This is a genomic window from Streptomyces sp. NPDC027189 (assembly GCF_055566975.1).
On sequence record NZ_JBVHRI010000005.1, the window covers coordinates 471,458 to 485,571 of the forward strand.

The following is a 14,114-nucleotide window of genomic DNA, read 5'->3' on the forward strand; positions in this document are numbered from 1 at the left end:
AACAGAAGCTCGGTCAGGAGAGGGACCATGGCCCACACGGCACCGCGGACAGCGCTCCGCACGCAGGGACGCAAGGCGTACAGCGCCGCGTTCGGCACCCGCCGCCAGGGTCAGCGCCACCCGTTGGTGGCGACAGCGATGGTCCTTCCCCTGGCGGCCCTGCTCGTAGTCGTCTTCGGCGGCTGGGACGCGGTGGTCACACAAGCGTCGTCCGTGGGCGTGATGCTGGGGCGCTGAGCGGCGCCCCAGGCCCGGAAGAGCGGTCCGGGCGGGGACATCCGGCCATGAAACCCCGTGGGGACGGGGGTGCGGCGGACGGCACAAAATGCCCGCGCAGCTGGGGAGCTGCGCGGGCATTTTTCTGCACGGTCACAGCGAGAAGCTCGCCCACCGCCTCGTCCCGGCTGTGGGCAATGGCGCGGCGGGGCGGCGCCCCTGGGCATGCGTGCGGCGGCCCGGCGGCTCCCCTCTCGTCCCAGCTGCGGGCATGCGTGCGGCGGCCCGGCGGCCTCTCGTCCCAGCTGCGGGCATGCGTGCCGCTAGGGGCGGCACGGGTGGGCGCAGCGGCACCCCGCAAGCGCCGGGCAGCGCACCCCCCGAGCTCAGCACCCGCGCGGGGTACCCCTCACCGCGCCGGGCACCATTCACCTACGCCGGTACCCCTCACCCGCGCCGGGCACCGTTCACCTACGCCGGGTACCCCACCCCACGGCACCCCACCTGCGTACGCTCACCCCAGACGCCGTACACCCCAGGGGGACCCGTGACCGCAGACACCCTGCTGCCCGCACTCACCGCCAAGGTGCGGGGCGCGGTCCACCCCGTGCCGGGCCCCTGCCCCTGCGGGACCAAGGACACGGTCCTCGCCGACCGCGACGACGGCACCGTGGTCCGCCACGGCGACACCGTCGCCAAAGCGCACGCCCCCGACGCGGGCCCCGAGGAACTCGCCGCCCGCCTCTCCGCCGCCGCCGAACTCCCCGGCGTCCTCCTGCCCCCGCAGACCCCCACACCCGTCCACCTGCACGGCCGCCTGGTGACGTTCTGGCCGTACGGCAGCCCGGTCGACCCCGAGAACCCCGAAGCGGCCCCCTGGGAGGCCGCCGCCACCCTGCTGGCCCGCCTCCACCGGACCCCCGCGCCGCACGGCCTGCCGCCCATGCGCGGCCCCGCCAAGGCGGCCCGCGCGATTGCCCGGCTCCGAGCGGCGGGCCCGCACCCGGCCGCCGCCCCGGTCCTGCGCGCCTGGGCCGGTCTCCCGCCCTGGGCCCGCGCCGAGGCCCCGGTGCCGGACGCCACGACCCTGTGCCACGGCGACCTGCACCTCGGCCAGCTCGTCCGCCACCCCGCGCCGAACGGCCCCTGGCTCCTCATCGACGTCGACGACCTGGGCGTGGGCGCCCCGGCCTGGGACCTGGCCCGCCCCGCCGCCTGGTACGCCTGCGGCCTGCTCCCGCCCGACGAGTGGCTGCGCTTCCTGACCGCCTACCGGCGCGCCGGTGGCCCGGCCGTGCCCGTCACCGGCGACCCCTGGCCCGCCCTGGACGTCGTGGCCCGCGCCCTCACCGTGCAGACGGCGGCCCTGGCGATCGCCAAATCCGTCGCCGCCGGGCACCCGTTGGACGAGGTGCAGCAGGCCGTGATCGACGCCTGTGACCGAATGGGCACCGTCCCGCCCGAGTTGGCGCACGGTTTCGCGACGTAAGGTGCAACCGACCGAAGCCGGGCGGAGTCTGTCCTGGCGGAAGCAGTACCGACCGGCGAGGAGTTGAGCCGAGCATGCAGTGTCCGAAGTGCCATGCGCCGATGCACACGTACAACCGCAATGGCGTCCAGATCGAGCAGTGCAGCGGCTGCCGCGGGATATTTCTCGACTACGGCGAGCTGGAGGCGCTGACCCGCCTGGAGTCCCAGTGGCAGCAGCCCGGGCCGCCGCCCCCGGCCGGCCCGCAGGCGTACCCGTCCGCCCCCGCGCCCGCCTGGGGCGCCCCGCAGCATGGCGGTCACGGAGGCCACGGCGGTCACTACGGCGGCCACCACCGCCACAAGAGCTTCGGCCACATGCTCTTCTCGTCCTGACGAACTGAACGTGCTGAACGACCGAAGGGGCCCTCTTCCTCAGCGGAGGGGCCCCTTCGTCGTACGCACGGTCGCGGCCATACGACGAAGCCCCCGACCGTACGAGACGGCCGGGGGCTTCGGCTGGTGCGCGATACTGGGATTGAACCAGTGACCTCTTCCGTGTCAGGGAAGCGCTCTCCCGCTGAGCTAATCGCGCAGGTCACGCGGCCCAAGCCACGCGTACTGCCGGTACTGCGTGCGCGATACTGGGATTGAACCAGTGACCTCTTCCGTGTCAGGGAAGCGCTCTCCCGCTGAGCTAATCGCGCGGGTTCGGATCTTGCCGTACGTGCTGGAAGATCCAGTGGACGATACTGGGATTGAACCAGTGACCTCTTCCGTGTCAGGGAAGCGCTCTCCCGCTGAGCTAATCGTCCTTGGAGGTGGAGACGGGATTTGAACCCGTGTAGACGGCTTTGCAGGCCGTTGCCTCGCCTCTCGGCCACTCCACCAGGAGCGTAGGGGTTCGGGAAGATCCCCCACTTTCTGCGAGCGGACGACCAGGTTCGAACTGGCGACCTCAACCTTGGCAAGGTTGCGCTCTACCAACTGAGCTACGTCCGCTTGTCGTTTCCGTTCGGCTTGCGCGTCCCGGCGACGTGTTGAACTCTAGCGGATTCCGGGGCCAGCACAAAAACGCGTTTGTGCAGCGTGCTGCGGTCTGTCCGCCCAAGGACATGGTCAGGGCACCCGCAGGTCACCCACCATAGACTCGACTGCGTGCTCGACCTCCCTCCTCTCGCCCGCTTCGGTGGCCTCGTCGCCACCGGTCTCCTCGACGTCACCAGCGACCCCGCGGCCCTGGACTCGACCGGTTTCTGGGCCGTCTCGGCCGACTTCGAGGGCCGTCTGATCTGCGCCCGCTTCCGGGACGTACGAGAGGAACCCGTGCCCGCACCGGTGCCCGGGCAGTGGCGGGGACCGGCGCCCGACGACTGGAAGTCGTCCCTGGACCGCGCGGCGTACACCGAGGGCGTACGACGGATCCGCGAGCACATCGCGGCCGGCGAGGTCTATCAGGCGAACCTCTGCCGGGTGCTCTCCGCGCCGATCGCACCCGACGCGGACGTGGACGCGCTGACCTCGCTGCTGGCCCGGGGCAACCCGGCGCCCTACGCAGGAACGATCCGGCTGCCCGCGCACGGAGTGGAGACAGCCACGGCCTCCCCGGAACTCTTCCTGCGCCGCGACGGCCGGATCGTCGAGTCCGGCCCGATCAAGGGCACCGGACGCACCGAAGCGGACCTCCTGGAAAAGGACTACGCCGAGAACGTGATGATCGTGGACCTCGTCCGCAACGACATCGGCCGGGTCTGCGCCACCGGCACCGTGACCGTCCCCGACCTGTGCGTCGTCGAGAAGCATCCGGGCCTGGTCCATCTCGTCTCCACGGTCCACGGCGAGCTGCGCGAGGGCGCCGGCTGGCCCGAGCTGCTCGCCGCCGCATTCCCGCCCGGCTCCGTCACCGGCGCCCCCAAGTCCAGCGCCCTGCGGATCATCGAGGCCCTGGAGACCGCTCCCCGCGGCCCGTACTGCGGGGGCATCGGCTGGGTCGACGCCGACCGCGGCACCGGGCAGCTCGCCGTCGGTATCCGCACCTTCTGGATCGACCGGGACGAAGGGGTCCTGCGGTTCGGGACGGGCGCCGGCATCACCTGGGGTTCGGACCCCGAGGGGGAGTGGCGGGAGACCGAGCTGAAGGCCGCGCGACTGCTCGCGGTAGCGTCGGGAGGGTACGAGGCGAGTGGAGGGACCCTTACGTGAAGATCTGGCTCGACGGTGGGCTGCAGGACATCGAGACCGCCCGCGTCTCCGTCTTCGACCACGGACTGACCGTGGGTGACGGCATCTTCGAGACCGTGAAGGCGGTCGACGGGCGGCCGTTCGCGCTGACCCGCCACCTCGACCGGCTGGCCCGCTCGGCCCGCGGCCTCGGCCTGCCCGAGCCCGACCTCGACGAGGTGCGCCGCGCCTGCGCCGCGGTCATGGACGCCAACCCGATGCCGCTCGGCCGCCTGCGGATCACGTACACCGGCGGCCACGGGCCGCTCGGCTCCGACCGCGGCGAGCACGGCCCGACCTTGGTCGTCGCCCTTGGCGAGTCCTCCCGGCGCCCCGACTCCACCGCCGTCGTCACGGTCCCCTGGACCCGCAACGAGCGCGGCGCGCTGACCGGCCTCAAGACCACCTCGTACGCCGAGAACGTGGTCGCCCTGGCCCGCGCGCGCGAACACGGCGCGTCCGAGGCGCTGTTCGCCAACACGGTCGGTCAGCTCTGCGAGGGCACGGGGTCCAATGTCTTCGTCGTCCTCGACGGCGAGATCCACACGCCGCCGGTCGCCTCCGGCTGCCTCGCCGGCATCACACGCGCCCTGACCGTCGAGTGGACCGGTGCCAAGGAGACCGAACTGCCGCTGGAGGTCCTGCAGCGCGCCGATGAGGTCTTCCTGACCTCCACGCTGCGCGACGTGCAGGCCGTGCACCGGGTCGACACCCGTGAACTCCCGGGCGCGCCGGGCCCGGTGACCGCCAAGGCAATGCGGATCTTCGACGAGCGGGCCGGGGACGACCTCGATCCCTGATCGCTCGCTCGATTTCGCGGTCTGCCGATCGTTTGATCGCTTGACGGCTGAATAAATTCAGCTGACCTCGCACCCCGCAGCGGGTACAACACCCCTGATGACCACCACCCTGCGGCCGACCGAGCCGCTTCAGCACGCCGCTGACGGGACGCGTTCGCGCCGTTACCAAGTGTGTGTGAACAGCCGTCCCGTCGGTGTCGTACGCCTTGCGACCGACCGCAACTTCGGGGCGTCCGTCGCCCTGATCCGCGAGCTCCGCATCGATGAGCCGGACCGTGGGCGCGGGCGGGGCACCGTGGCGGCGCTGGCCGCCGAGGAGGTGGCACGCGGCTGGGGCTGCAAGCAGATCGAGCTGGCGGTCCCCGGCGACGCCGAAGCAGGGCTGAGGCTTGCCGAGGCGCTCGGCTACGTCACCCGCAACCGCGGGATGGAGAAACTGCTCGGCGACACCCCGCCCGGGGTGCCCGCCGGGAGCGTCGGCCGCCCGATGACACAGGCCGAGTACGAAGTCTGGGACCAGCATGGCCGGGAGGACTTCGCGCGGGACTGGATCCGGCGCGGCCTGGCGGAGGCGGAGGCCTACGCCAAGTCGAACCGGGACCACGACCAGTTGTTGCCGCGGGGCCTCGCCACGGAGAACATGTGGTTCACCATCCTGGAACACCAAGGCACCCGGGTCGGCGACCTGTGGCTGGGGGAGCACGGCGGCCGCGCCTTCGTCTACAACGTCCAGGTCGACGCGGCGCATCGAGGTCGGGGCCACGGCCGTACGCTCATGCTGCTCGCCGAGGTGCAGGCGGTGACCGCCGGGATGAACCGCATGGGTCTCAACGTCTTCTCGGGCAACGCCCCGGCCGAGCGGCTCTACGAGTCACTCGGCTACCGGACGACGGCGCGCTATCTGTACAAGGACCTGCTGTAAGCGGCCCCCTTGGGCGTCACGCCTCCTGCTCGGCCAGCAGCCGGTCGGCGATCTCCTCGATGCGCTCGCGCAGCGCCTCCTGGCTCTTGCCGCCGTCGAGGCGTTCGCCGCCGATGACGTACGTCGGGGTGCCGGTCACGCCGATGGCCTTCCCCTCGGCCTGGTCGGCGTCGACGATCAGGATGTGCCGGCCGTCGATCAGGGCCGTGTCGAACTCCTCGGCGTCCAGACCGAGTTCACGGGCGACCTCGACCAGGAAGGCTTCTCCCTTACGGTCCAGCTCCGCCACGCGGCCGAGCACCGCCTCTACGTACGGCCAGCCCTGGCCCTGCTCCGCGGCCTCCTCGGCGGCCTGCGCCGCGGCGAAGGCGTGCTTGTGCTTCTCCAGTGGGAAGTGCCGCAGTCGCAGCTCCAGACGGTCGCCGTAGCGGGCGCGCAGCGCGCGCAGGTCGGCGAGGGCGCTGTCACAGTCGGGGCACTGGAGTTCGCACCAGACGTCCAGGACGGCGGCGGCCGGGCGGGCGGGGGAGGAGTCGTTCATGGAGACAAGTCTCCCAGCCCCGGCGGGGGCGCCCCAACCGGGACCTGGGGAGGACGCCGACCCGGAGATGTCCCTGAGGTCCGCCCGGAGCATGGCATACCGGGCGTCGGGCGGTGCAGGATGGAAGGGACGAACCGACCCTGCCCGACCGAGCCCTGCCCTGGAGGACCGGATGATTGCCGAGACTGTCTGTTCCGCCGTCTCCGCGGCCGGCCTGGGCATCGCCGCGGTCACGGCCTACCGCAAGCGCTTCCTCGCGGCCGCCCGCATCGCCGCATACTCGCTCGTGCCGGTCGGCCTGGTGATGACCGGGGTGGTCGGCTGGCTGGCCGACACCGCGTTCAGCCCGACCGCGTGGGCCGGCTTCGTCGTGCTCGGCGGCGCCTGGCTGCTGTTCATGACCACGCGGGCCATAGAGCGGCGCGGCGGCGGGACGCGCAAGGAACGCAAGGCGGCGAAGGCCGCCGCCCAGCGCGAGGCGGTGGCCCCGGCGGCCTCGGCGCCCTCGCTGGGCCAGGGGGCACGCCCGGCCGCCAGCCCCGCGGCGACGCCCCGCGCCACCGGCTCCGGGGACGACTTCAGTGACATCGAGGCCATCCTGAAGAAGCACGGCATATGAGCCGCCCATGACCAGCTGAAACGACACAAAGCTTCACGGGGGCCTCATAGCGTGCGCGAAAGCGTTCATGTTCGAGCACGTCCGTCGCAAGATCTGGCGAACTCCCGCATTTTCTGGGCGTGTTGATCGCGCAACGGGTGTCAGCTGCGCCATCATCGCCGCGAGATGCTGGACACAACACAGAGCGACACCGCCGCCCCGCCCGAGGAGCGGCGTGGTTGTCTCTTCGCGCTCTCCCAGCCGCCGCTGATGATCTTCCTTGCGGTGATCGGCTGTCTGCTGCTCATGGCTTCGCTGCACGACCTGCTGCTGCTCTGAGCCGTACACGGAGCCCCTGGCGTCACCCGCCGAGGGCTCCGTCAGCCCGCCACCTCCTCGTGTCGAGCGTGGTGGGGATGCGTCCGTCAGCCCGCCGCTTCCTTCCGGCGTGCCCGGTAGGCGGCGACGTGGAGGCGGTTCCCGCAGGTGCGGCTGTCGCAGTAGCGGCGGGAGCGATTGCGGGAGAGGTCGACGAAGGCGTGCCGGCAGTCCGGGGCCTCGCAGCGGCGCAGCCGTTCCTGCTCCCCGGCGACCACGAAGAAGGCCAGCGCCATCCCGCAGTCGGCCGCGAGGTGGTCGGCGACGGAGGCGCCCGGCGCGAAGTAATGCACATGCCAGTCGTAGCCGTCGTGGTCGGTGAGCCGGGGGGTGGTGCCCGCGGCGGCGACCAGTTCGTTGATCAGCGCGGCGGCGGTCCGCGGGTCGTCGGCGGCGAAGATCCCGGCGAACCGGTCGCGGACCTTGCGCACGGCCGCGAGATCATGCTCGGACAGCACACCGACATCGCTGATTTCGTGCTTTCGTACGAAATCGGCGAGGAGCGCGACATCCGCGAGCCCGTCCGTCGTCCGGTCCTCCGGCGCGGTGTTCACCAGATCCACCACGGCGTCGAGGGCGCACCGGGTGTCGTGGGTGATCAGCACGTTTCGCTCCCTGGCCTGGGGGTCGGGCGGGCGCCCGCCCGATGCTGGCCGATGGTAGTGGCTCCGCGCCGCGAAGAGCGGTCGCGGGGGAGCGGCGTAGGGGCAACGGCGGGCCGGGCACGCACGCCGGCGCCGCCTCCGCGGTGGTCCGCGGCGACGGCGCCGGTGTTTTGTGCCCTATGCGGTCGTGCCCTATGCGGTTGTGCCCTATGCGGTTGTCTAGGCCCGAGCCGTCTCCCCGAGTGGACGGCGCCGGGCGGCTCTGTGATGCCTCGCTAGCTCTCGGCCAGGATGTGTGAGAGCTCCGTGTCGAGATCGAAGTGCCGGTGTTCCGTGCCGGGGGGCACGGCAGCGTCTGTTCGCTTGAGGAACGACTCCAGGGCCCGCGCCGGGGCCTCGAGCAGAGCCTCGCCCTCCGGGGAGCTCAGGGCGATGCATACGACGCCCTGTCCATGGCTACGGGACGGCCAGACTCGGACGTCGCCGGTACCGGTGGGCCGGTGCAGGCCCTCGGCGAGGAGGTCGCGGGCGAACACCCACTCGACGGTTTCCTCGGCTCCGGTGTGGAAGGTGGCGTGCACGGCGTAGGGATCGGCCGTGTCATACCGCAGTCCTGCGGGAACAGGCAGTGAGGACTCGCTCGACACAACGAGGCGCAGGTGCAGCTCGCAGCTGACCGTGGTGTTCATAAGCGCCAGGGCCTTTCGCTCAGTGTGCGCTCGGGGATTCGCACGTCGGCGAAATCGACATGCCACCTACGGTGCCGTTGTAAACCCCTCTGAGTGTTTTGCGTGCCTTTACGTAACTCATCCGGCCGAGAGAGCGTTCGCCGGATAGGGCCATTCCGGTGACTGGTTTCTCTCGGGTAGGGTTTGGTCGTATGAATACGGGGAGTGACGAGCCGGGCGAGGTCGCCATGGCCGAGGACGGGGCGAAGGGTGAGCGAGCGCTCGGTTCGCGAGCGCCGGATTTCATCAAGGCGCGCCGCGCGCTGCACCTGAGCTGGCAGGTGGGCGTTTTCATCGTGGGGCTCGCGGTGGTCGTCGCGGGCGTGATCATGCTTCCGCTGCCCGGGCCGGGCTGGCTGGTGATCTTCGGTGGCATGGCGATCTGGGCGACCGAGTTCGTCTGGGCGCAGCTGGTGCTCCGCTGGACGAAGCGCAAGGTCACGGAGGCGACTCAGGCGGCGCTCGACCCCAAGGTGCGGCGTCGCAACATCATCCTCACGACCGTCGGCCTGGTGATCGTCGCGGTCCTAGTCGGCGTCTACGTCTGGAAGTTCGGCCTTGCGATGCCCTGGAACATCAAGGAGTGAGGGAGCCCGCTCGGGTGCCGTCCTGAGGCACCTCGACTGGTCGAAGCCACCCCCTGACATGGGGTAATGTTCTCCCTGCGCCCGGGCGATTAGCTCAGCGGGAGAGCGCTTCGTTCACACCGAAGAGGTCACTGGTTCGATCCCAGTATCGCCCACGTACGCGGTAGGCGACCTGGGTCCACGGAATGCGTGGACCCAGGTCGCCTTCGTCGTTCCTGGGTGTGCGGCGGGGGCTTTGCCATGGGGAAGTTGAGGACGTGGGAGCGCCGGGGTGCGCGGGAGTGGGTTGACCCGCTGGGAGCACTGCAGTTGACGTTGCTTGGAGGCGTCGAGGGGTTGTCCAGGCCGCGGGGGTGCCGGTGCCGGGACGGTTGCCGACGTGGAACCCTGACGGTGCGCGTTGCTGAGACGCGGCGGTGTGACGGTGCGTGTTGCTGAGGCGTGGAACCCCGACGGTGCGCGTTGCTGAGATGTAGCAGCCTGACGGTGGGCCAAGGCGGCCGGTGCCGAGTCGGTGGGCGCCCGAAGGGGCACCGCAGCCGGCGCCGTCGCTTGACCTCCCGGCGGACGGGCTGCTGTCCGGCGCCGCATTCGATCGCCCGCTGACCTGCGCCGATCCGGGCCTGACCGGCGCGGGCCGACAGCGCTCCAGCATCCACTTTCGCACCTCGTGAACGACCCTTCCGGGTGCGGACCTTGAGCCCGCTCGGGCTATTCGGGGTGCCCTGGATCCTGCCTGGGGTGAGCCTTTAGGAGGTATCCCCGGCGCTGTTCAAGTTGGCCCCCGCACGGTGCCTCGCCCGCTGCTCGGGCCGAGCCTGGCAGGGTGTCCCGGCTCTGTCAGAGCCGAGCCTGTCACGCCGCTCGGCCCGGCTCCGTCCCAGCCCAGCAGCCCCCCACTCCTCACCCTCAGTTCGCCCCACCTCCGCCCAACCCCAGCGCCCCGCAGTACTTTTCGGCCCCGCCCCCACCCCACGCGACCCACCGCATCATGTCCGACAGGTCGACCACACGCCCCCGACCTGCACAGTCACGCCCCAACGGGCGAACCGCACCTCCGCCCCCGCCGCCCTGCAGGCAAACCGCATCCCATCAATTCCTGTCCGAATCATTGACGTGCCCGAAAGCCCTCCGTACCTTGTGCCAGCAAGCGCTTACTTGAAACGATTCATGCGGCGACGACGACGTTGCGGGGAGGCCCGACTGTGGGAAACAACGGGAGTGTTGAGAGGCGGACGGTCCTCAAGGCGGCCGGAGCTTCGCTGGCCACGCTGGGGCTGGCCGCGACGACGGGCTGCGGCGGGGACAGCGGCAGTTCCGGGGACGGGACGGTGACGATCCGTTACGCCTGGTGGGGTGCCGACGAGCGGGCGAAGAGGATCAATCAGTCCATCGCGCTCTTCGAGAAGAAGTACCCGAAGATCAAGGTGAAGACGGACTTCCAGGATTACGTGGCCTTTTGGGAGAAGTTCCAGACCCAGGCCGCCGGTGGAAATCCGCCGGACGTATTCCAGAACGCCGTCGGATTTCTTCGGAAGTACGACAAGAGGGGGGTACTCCTCGATCTCAAGTCCCAGATAGACGCGGGAAATCTGAGCCTGGAGAACTTCCGCGCCGGGGTCGAGAAGGTCGGTCAGGTCGACGGAAAGCAGCTCGGCATTCCCGTCGGATCCAACACCATGTCCCTTGTCATCGACGAGAAGGTGTTCAAGAAGGCGGGCATCACGCCCAAGCAGGGCTGGACCTGGGACGAGTACTTCGCGGCCCTCAAGAAGATCCATGACTCCCAGAAGGTGCCGGGCGACACCGGCTACTTCAGCATCATGTACCTGTACGACCTCTACCTCCGGCAGAACGGCAAGGCGTTCTTCACCAAGGACGGACTCGGCTTCGACGAGGCCGATCTGACGGAGTGGTGGACGGACGGCTACAACCGCGTCAAGGCCGGCATCATCACCGACCCCAAGCGGGTCGAGCAGGACAAGCCGAAGTCCTCGCTCTCGGCGGGGCACGCCGCCTCCGAGTTCACCTGGGACAACTTCACGGTCCGATACACCGCGGAGGGCGACAGCAGCTACGGCCTCGCTCCGATTCCGACGACCGACGGCAAGCAGACCGGGCAGTACCTCGCCTCACTGATGCTGAGCGCCTCCGCGCGCACCAAGCACCCCAAGGAAGTCGCCCAGTTCATCAACTTCATGGTCCACGACCCCGAGGTCGGCAAGATCATGGGCTACGACCGCGGCATCCTCGCCACCACCGAGCAGTTCGACGCGTACAAGCCGGCCGACGCCCCCAACAAGGCGATCGCGCAGTACGAGACGGATGTCGCCGCGGCCGGAGTGCTCGGCACCATCACCCCGCATCCGGCCGGCGCCGACACCGTCGAGGCCGCCTTCCTGCGCATCGGCGGTGACATGTCGCAGGGCACGACCAAGGTCTCCGACGCGGTGAAGCAGTTCTTCTCCGAGGCGAAGACCGCCCTCGCCGCCTGATGGGAACCGCCGTGACGCTCGTCAAGGACTCTCCGCCCGACGCCCCGGAGATACGCCCTTCGGCCCCCGCCACCGTAAAGCGGCGGGGGCGCCGGGAGAATCTCGCCGGTTATCTCTTCATGTCCCCGTGGATCGCGGGCTTCCTGCTGCTCACCGCGGGCCCGATGGTCGCTTCGCTCTACTTCGCGTTCACCGACTACAACCTCTTCAATTCACCGAAGTGGATCGGTTTCGACAACTTCACCAAGATGTTCGACGATCCCCGGTGGCAGAAGTCGGTCGAGGTGACGGCCAAGTACGTCGTCATCGGGACGCCGCTCAAGCTGCTGCTGGCGCTCGGGGTCGCCCTGCTGCTGGCGCAGAGCCGCCGCGGCCAGGCCTTCTACCGGGCCGCGTTCTACGCCCCGTCACTGATCGGCGCGAGCGTCTCCGTCGGCTTCGTCTGGCGCGCGCTCTTCTCCGACGACGCCATCGTGGACCGTACGCAGTCGTTCTTCGGCTTCCACACGGGCGGCTGGGTCGGCGACCCGAACTGGGTGCTCTACAGCCTGGTCGCGCTCACCGTCTGGCAGTTCGGCGCCCCCATGGTGATCTTCCTCGCCGGGCTCAAGCAGGTGCCGAAGGAGCTGTACGAGGCGGCCGAGGTGGACGGCGCGGGGCCGTTCCGCAGGTTCTGGAGCATCACGCTGCCGATGATCTCGCCGGTGCTCTTCTTCAACGTGCTCCTGGAGACCATCCACTCCTTCCAGATATTCGGCTCGGCGTATGTGGTCTCCAACGCCACCTGCGGACCGGCCGACGCCACGCTCGTCTACACCTGCTACCTGTACCAAAAGGGCTTCAAGGAGTCCCAGATGGGCTTCGCGTCCGCCATGGCCTGGATGCTGCTGCTCGCCGTCGCGCTGGTGACGGCCGTCCTCTTCTGGTCGCAGAAGCGGTGGGTGCACTACGAGGAGGACGCCCGATGAGCACCACCCTGCGCAAGCCCATGGAACTCGGTGGCCGCAAGCGCGCCGGCTCGCTGGGCTGGCACATCGGCGCCCTGCTGATCCTCGCGGTCGTCCTCTATCCCGTGATCTGGGTCATCGGCGCCTCGTTCAAGCCCAGCCGGGAGATCATCGGCAGTCTGGATCTGTTCCCGACCAGTCCCATCCTCGGCAACTTCAAGGGACTGGCCGACGGCATCGCCGACATCTCGATCGCCACCTTCTTCCAGAACTCCCTGATCTACGCGCTCGGCTCCGTCGTCGGCATCCTCATTTCCTGCTCGCTGACGGCGTACGCCTTCGCCAAGATCCGGTTCGCCGGGCGGAACCTGCTGTTCTCGCTGATGATCGGCACGCTGCTGCTGCCGTATCACGTGCTGCTCATCCCGCAGTACGTGATGTTCCAGAAGATGGAGCTGGTCAACACCTATGTGCCGCTGCTGATCGGCAAGTACCTGGCCACCGAGGCGTTCTTCGTCTTCCTCATGGTGCAGTTCATGCGGAACCTGCCCCGGGAGCTGGACGAGGCGGCCCGGCTCGACGGGTGCGGGCATCTGCGGATCTACTGGTCGATCGTGCTGCCGCTGTGCCGGCCTGCCCTCATCACCAGCGCGATCTTCACCTTCATCAACGCCTGGAACGACTTCATGGGCCCGCTGATCTACCTCAACGAGCCCAGCAAGTACACGGTCTCGCTGGGCATGATGATGTTCCGCGACCAGGAGGGAGTCGCCAACTACGGCGGCATGATCGCGATGTCGCTGGTCGCGCTGCTGCCCGTGCTCCTCTTCTTCCTCGCCTTCCAGCGGTATCTGATCGACGGTATGGCGACGTCAGGATTGAAGGGCTGACATGGCCACCACCCAGCCGCGGGCCAAGGCGCATCCACAAGCGCACGCGAAGGCGAAGTCCCGCAGGGCGCCCCGCGAATCCGTCTTCGCCGAGCGGTTCGCCGTGTTCGCGGAGTGTCTGCTCACCGGAGTCTGGATCGCGGTGGCCTCGCTGCCGTTGGTCACCTACCCCGCCGCGTTCGCGGCCGGCGCGCGGCATCTGCGGCGGCGTACGGCCCATGAGGCGGGCGGCCGACGGGAGTTCGTGGCCGACTTCCGGGCGGCCGTCCGGCGCGGCTGGATCGCCGGGCTCGCCGGTTGGGTCGCGGCGGCGGTGATCTGGGTGGACGTCCAGGCCGTACGGGCCGGCATCCCCGGTGGCCCGCTGGTCGGGGCCGTCGGCCTCTTCGCCCTGATCGGAGGGGCGGTCGCCGGGCTGCGCGCGACCGCGTCCTGGGAGCCGGGGGCGTCCTGGCGCGCGCTGCTGGCGGACGCCGGGCGGCGCACCGTTCTCGACCCGGCAGGTTCCTTCCTGCTGATCGGCGGAGTGGCCTTGGTGGCCTGTTCCGCACTGTTCATCGCGCCGCTGGCGGTCCCCGTCCTGGGGGCCGTCGCGGCGGCGGCCGTCGCCGTGGAGGAGCGGTACCGGCGCCGCTGACCTTCCCTCGCCCCGCACAGGTCGGCGCCCCGGCGTCGCACCTCTCCCTGTCATGCCCCTGACCATTCGTCCGGAAAAGCTTC

The 14,114-nt window shown here is 69.8% G+C and carries 16 protein-coding genes and 6 tRNA genes; 14 read left to right on the forward strand and 8 right to left on the reverse strand.

Features of this window, described 5'->3' with window-relative positions; translation table 11 throughout:
• Positions 1-27 precede the first annotated feature (27 nt).
• From ACZ4RZ_RS15760 to ACZ4RZ_RS15770, 3 genes are all read left to right on the forward strand, one after another.
• Positions 28-237: a hypothetical protein gene (locus ACZ4RZ_RS15760; RefSeq protein WP_189187967.1), complete on the forward strand. Its 210-nt coding sequence runs from the start codon at positions 28-30 to the stop codon at positions 235-237.
• 526 nt (positions 238-763) lie between these two features.
• Positions 764-1,705, forward strand: a complete 942-nt coding sequence (locus tag ACZ4RZ_RS15765) for a phosphotransferase family protein (protein ID WP_467744958.1) — start codon at positions 764-766, stop codon at positions 1,703-1,705.
• A 74-nt stretch (positions 1,706-1,779) separates the two neighbouring features.
• A complete protein-coding gene (locus ACZ4RZ_RS15770) occupies positions 1,780-2,079 on the forward strand; it encodes a TFIIB-type zinc ribbon-containing protein (RefSeq protein ID WP_467744960.1) in 300 nt (99 codons plus the stop codon).
• Positions 2,080-2,203: 124 nt separating this feature from the next.
• Here ACZ4RZ_RS15770 and ACZ4RZ_RS15775 read toward each other — a convergent pair.
• The 5 genes from ACZ4RZ_RS15775 to ACZ4RZ_RS15795 form a co-directional block, all read right to left on the reverse strand.
• Positions 2,204-2,278, reverse strand: a tRNA-Val gene (locus ACZ4RZ_RS15775).
• A gap of 40 nt (positions 2,279-2,318) precedes the next feature.
• A tRNA-Val gene (locus ACZ4RZ_RS15780) sits at positions 2,319-2,390 on the reverse strand.
• Between the two features lie 36 nt (positions 2,391-2,426).
• Positions 2,427-2,498 (reverse strand) — tRNA-Val (locus ACZ4RZ_RS15785).
• Between the two features lies 1 nt (position 2,499).
• A tRNA-Cys gene (locus ACZ4RZ_RS15790) sits at positions 2,500-2,573 on the reverse strand.
• 39 nt (positions 2,574-2,612) lie between these two features.
• A tRNA-Gly gene (locus tag ACZ4RZ_RS15795) sits at positions 2,613-2,685 on the reverse strand.
• 156 nt (positions 2,686-2,841) lie between these two features.
• Between ACZ4RZ_RS15795 and ACZ4RZ_RS15800 the strand changes: the two genes are divergently transcribed.
• The 3 genes from ACZ4RZ_RS15800 to ACZ4RZ_RS15810 all read left to right on the forward strand — a co-directional run bounded on the left by ACZ4RZ_RS15800 (position 2,842) and on the right by ACZ4RZ_RS15810 (position 5,625).
• Positions 2,842-3,885, forward strand: coding sequence for a chorismate-binding protein (locus ACZ4RZ_RS15800; RefSeq protein ID WP_467744962.1), 1,044 nt, complete (start codon positions 2,842-2,844; stop codon positions 3,883-3,885).
• Positions 3,882-4,703: an aminotransferase class IV gene (locus ACZ4RZ_RS15805; protein ID WP_467744963.1), complete on the forward strand. Its 822-nt coding sequence runs from the start codon at positions 3,882-3,884 to the stop codon at positions 4,701-4,703. The genes ACZ4RZ_RS15800 and ACZ4RZ_RS15805 overlap by 4 nt, the downstream gene beginning before the upstream one ends.
• A gap of 97 nt (positions 4,704-4,800) precedes the next feature.
• On the forward strand, positions 4,801-5,625 hold the full coding sequence (locus tag ACZ4RZ_RS15810; RefSeq protein WP_467744964.1) for a GNAT family N-acetyltransferase: 825 nt from the start codon (positions 4,801-4,803) through the stop codon (positions 5,623-5,625).
• A 16-nt stretch (positions 5,626-5,641) separates the two neighbouring features.
• On the opposite strand, the gene ACZ4RZ_RS15815 is transcribed toward ACZ4RZ_RS15810, so the two are convergent.
• A complete protein-coding gene (locus ACZ4RZ_RS15815; RefSeq protein WP_467744966.1) occupies positions 5,642-6,166 on the reverse strand; it encodes a DsbA family protein in 525 nt (174 codons plus the stop codon).
• A gap of 172 nt (positions 6,167-6,338) precedes the next feature.
• Here ACZ4RZ_RS15815 and ACZ4RZ_RS15820 point away from each other — a divergent pair, with 172 nt between their 5' ends.
• Complete coding sequence (locus tag ACZ4RZ_RS15820; protein ID WP_467744968.1) at positions 6,339-6,785, forward strand: hypothetical protein; 447 nt, start codon at positions 6,339-6,341, stop codon at positions 6,783-6,785.
• Between the two features lie 165 nt (positions 6,786-6,950).
• Positions 6,951-7,103, forward strand: a complete 153-nt coding sequence (locus tag ACZ4RZ_RS15825) for a hypothetical protein (RefSeq protein WP_010988207.1) — start codon at positions 6,951-6,953, stop codon at positions 7,101-7,103.
• An 86-nt stretch (positions 7,104-7,189) separates the two neighbouring features.
• Here the strand turns inward: ACZ4RZ_RS15825 and ACZ4RZ_RS15830 are convergent, their stop codons facing one another.
• Complete coding sequence (locus tag ACZ4RZ_RS15830; protein ID WP_467744970.1) at positions 7,190-7,747, reverse strand: CGNR zinc finger domain-containing protein; 558 nt, start codon at positions 7,745-7,747, stop codon at positions 7,190-7,192.
• 275 nt (positions 7,748-8,022) lie between these two features.
• Positions 8,023-8,436 carry an SsgA family sporulation/cell division regulator gene (locus ACZ4RZ_RS15835; protein WP_003959770.1) on the reverse strand — a complete coding sequence of 138 codons (414 nt, stop codon included), beginning with the start codon at positions 8,434-8,436 and terminating at the stop codon, positions 8,023-8,025.
• A 191-nt stretch (positions 8,437-8,627) separates the two neighbouring features.
• Between ACZ4RZ_RS15835 and ACZ4RZ_RS15840 the strand changes: the two genes are divergently transcribed.
• The 6 genes from ACZ4RZ_RS15840 (at position 8,628) to ACZ4RZ_RS15865 (ending at position 14,031) form a co-directional block, all read left to right on the forward strand.
• Positions 8,628-9,062, forward strand: a complete 435-nt coding sequence (locus ACZ4RZ_RS15840; protein ID WP_467744972.1) for a TIGR02611 family protein — start codon at positions 8,628-8,630, stop codon at positions 9,060-9,062.
• Between the two features lie 83 nt (positions 9,063-9,145).
• Positions 9,146-9,217, forward strand: a tRNA-Val gene (locus ACZ4RZ_RS15845).
• Positions 9,218-10,267: 1,050 nt separating this feature from the next.
• Positions 10,268-11,557, forward strand: coding sequence for an ABC transporter substrate-binding protein (locus ACZ4RZ_RS15850; protein ID WP_467744974.1), 1,290 nt, complete (start codon positions 10,268-10,270; stop codon positions 11,555-11,557).
• A complete protein-coding gene (locus ACZ4RZ_RS15855) occupies positions 11,557-12,525 on the forward strand; it encodes a carbohydrate ABC transporter permease (protein WP_467744976.1) in 969 nt (322 codons plus the stop codon). The genes ACZ4RZ_RS15850 and ACZ4RZ_RS15855 overlap by 1 nt, the downstream gene beginning before the upstream one ends.
• The gene (locus tag ACZ4RZ_RS15860) at positions 12,522-13,394 is read left to right on the forward strand and encodes a carbohydrate ABC transporter permease (protein ID WP_467744978.1); all 873 of its coding nucleotides are present in this window, start codon (positions 12,522-12,524) and stop codon (positions 13,392-13,394) included. The genes ACZ4RZ_RS15855 and ACZ4RZ_RS15860 overlap by 4 nt, the downstream gene beginning before the upstream one ends.
• Before the next feature lies 1 nt (position 13,395).
• On the forward strand, positions 13,396-14,031 hold the full coding sequence (locus ACZ4RZ_RS15865) for a hypothetical protein (protein WP_467744980.1): 636 nt from the start codon (positions 13,396-13,398) through the stop codon (positions 14,029-14,031).
• Positions 14,032-14,114: the final 83 nt, after the last annotated feature.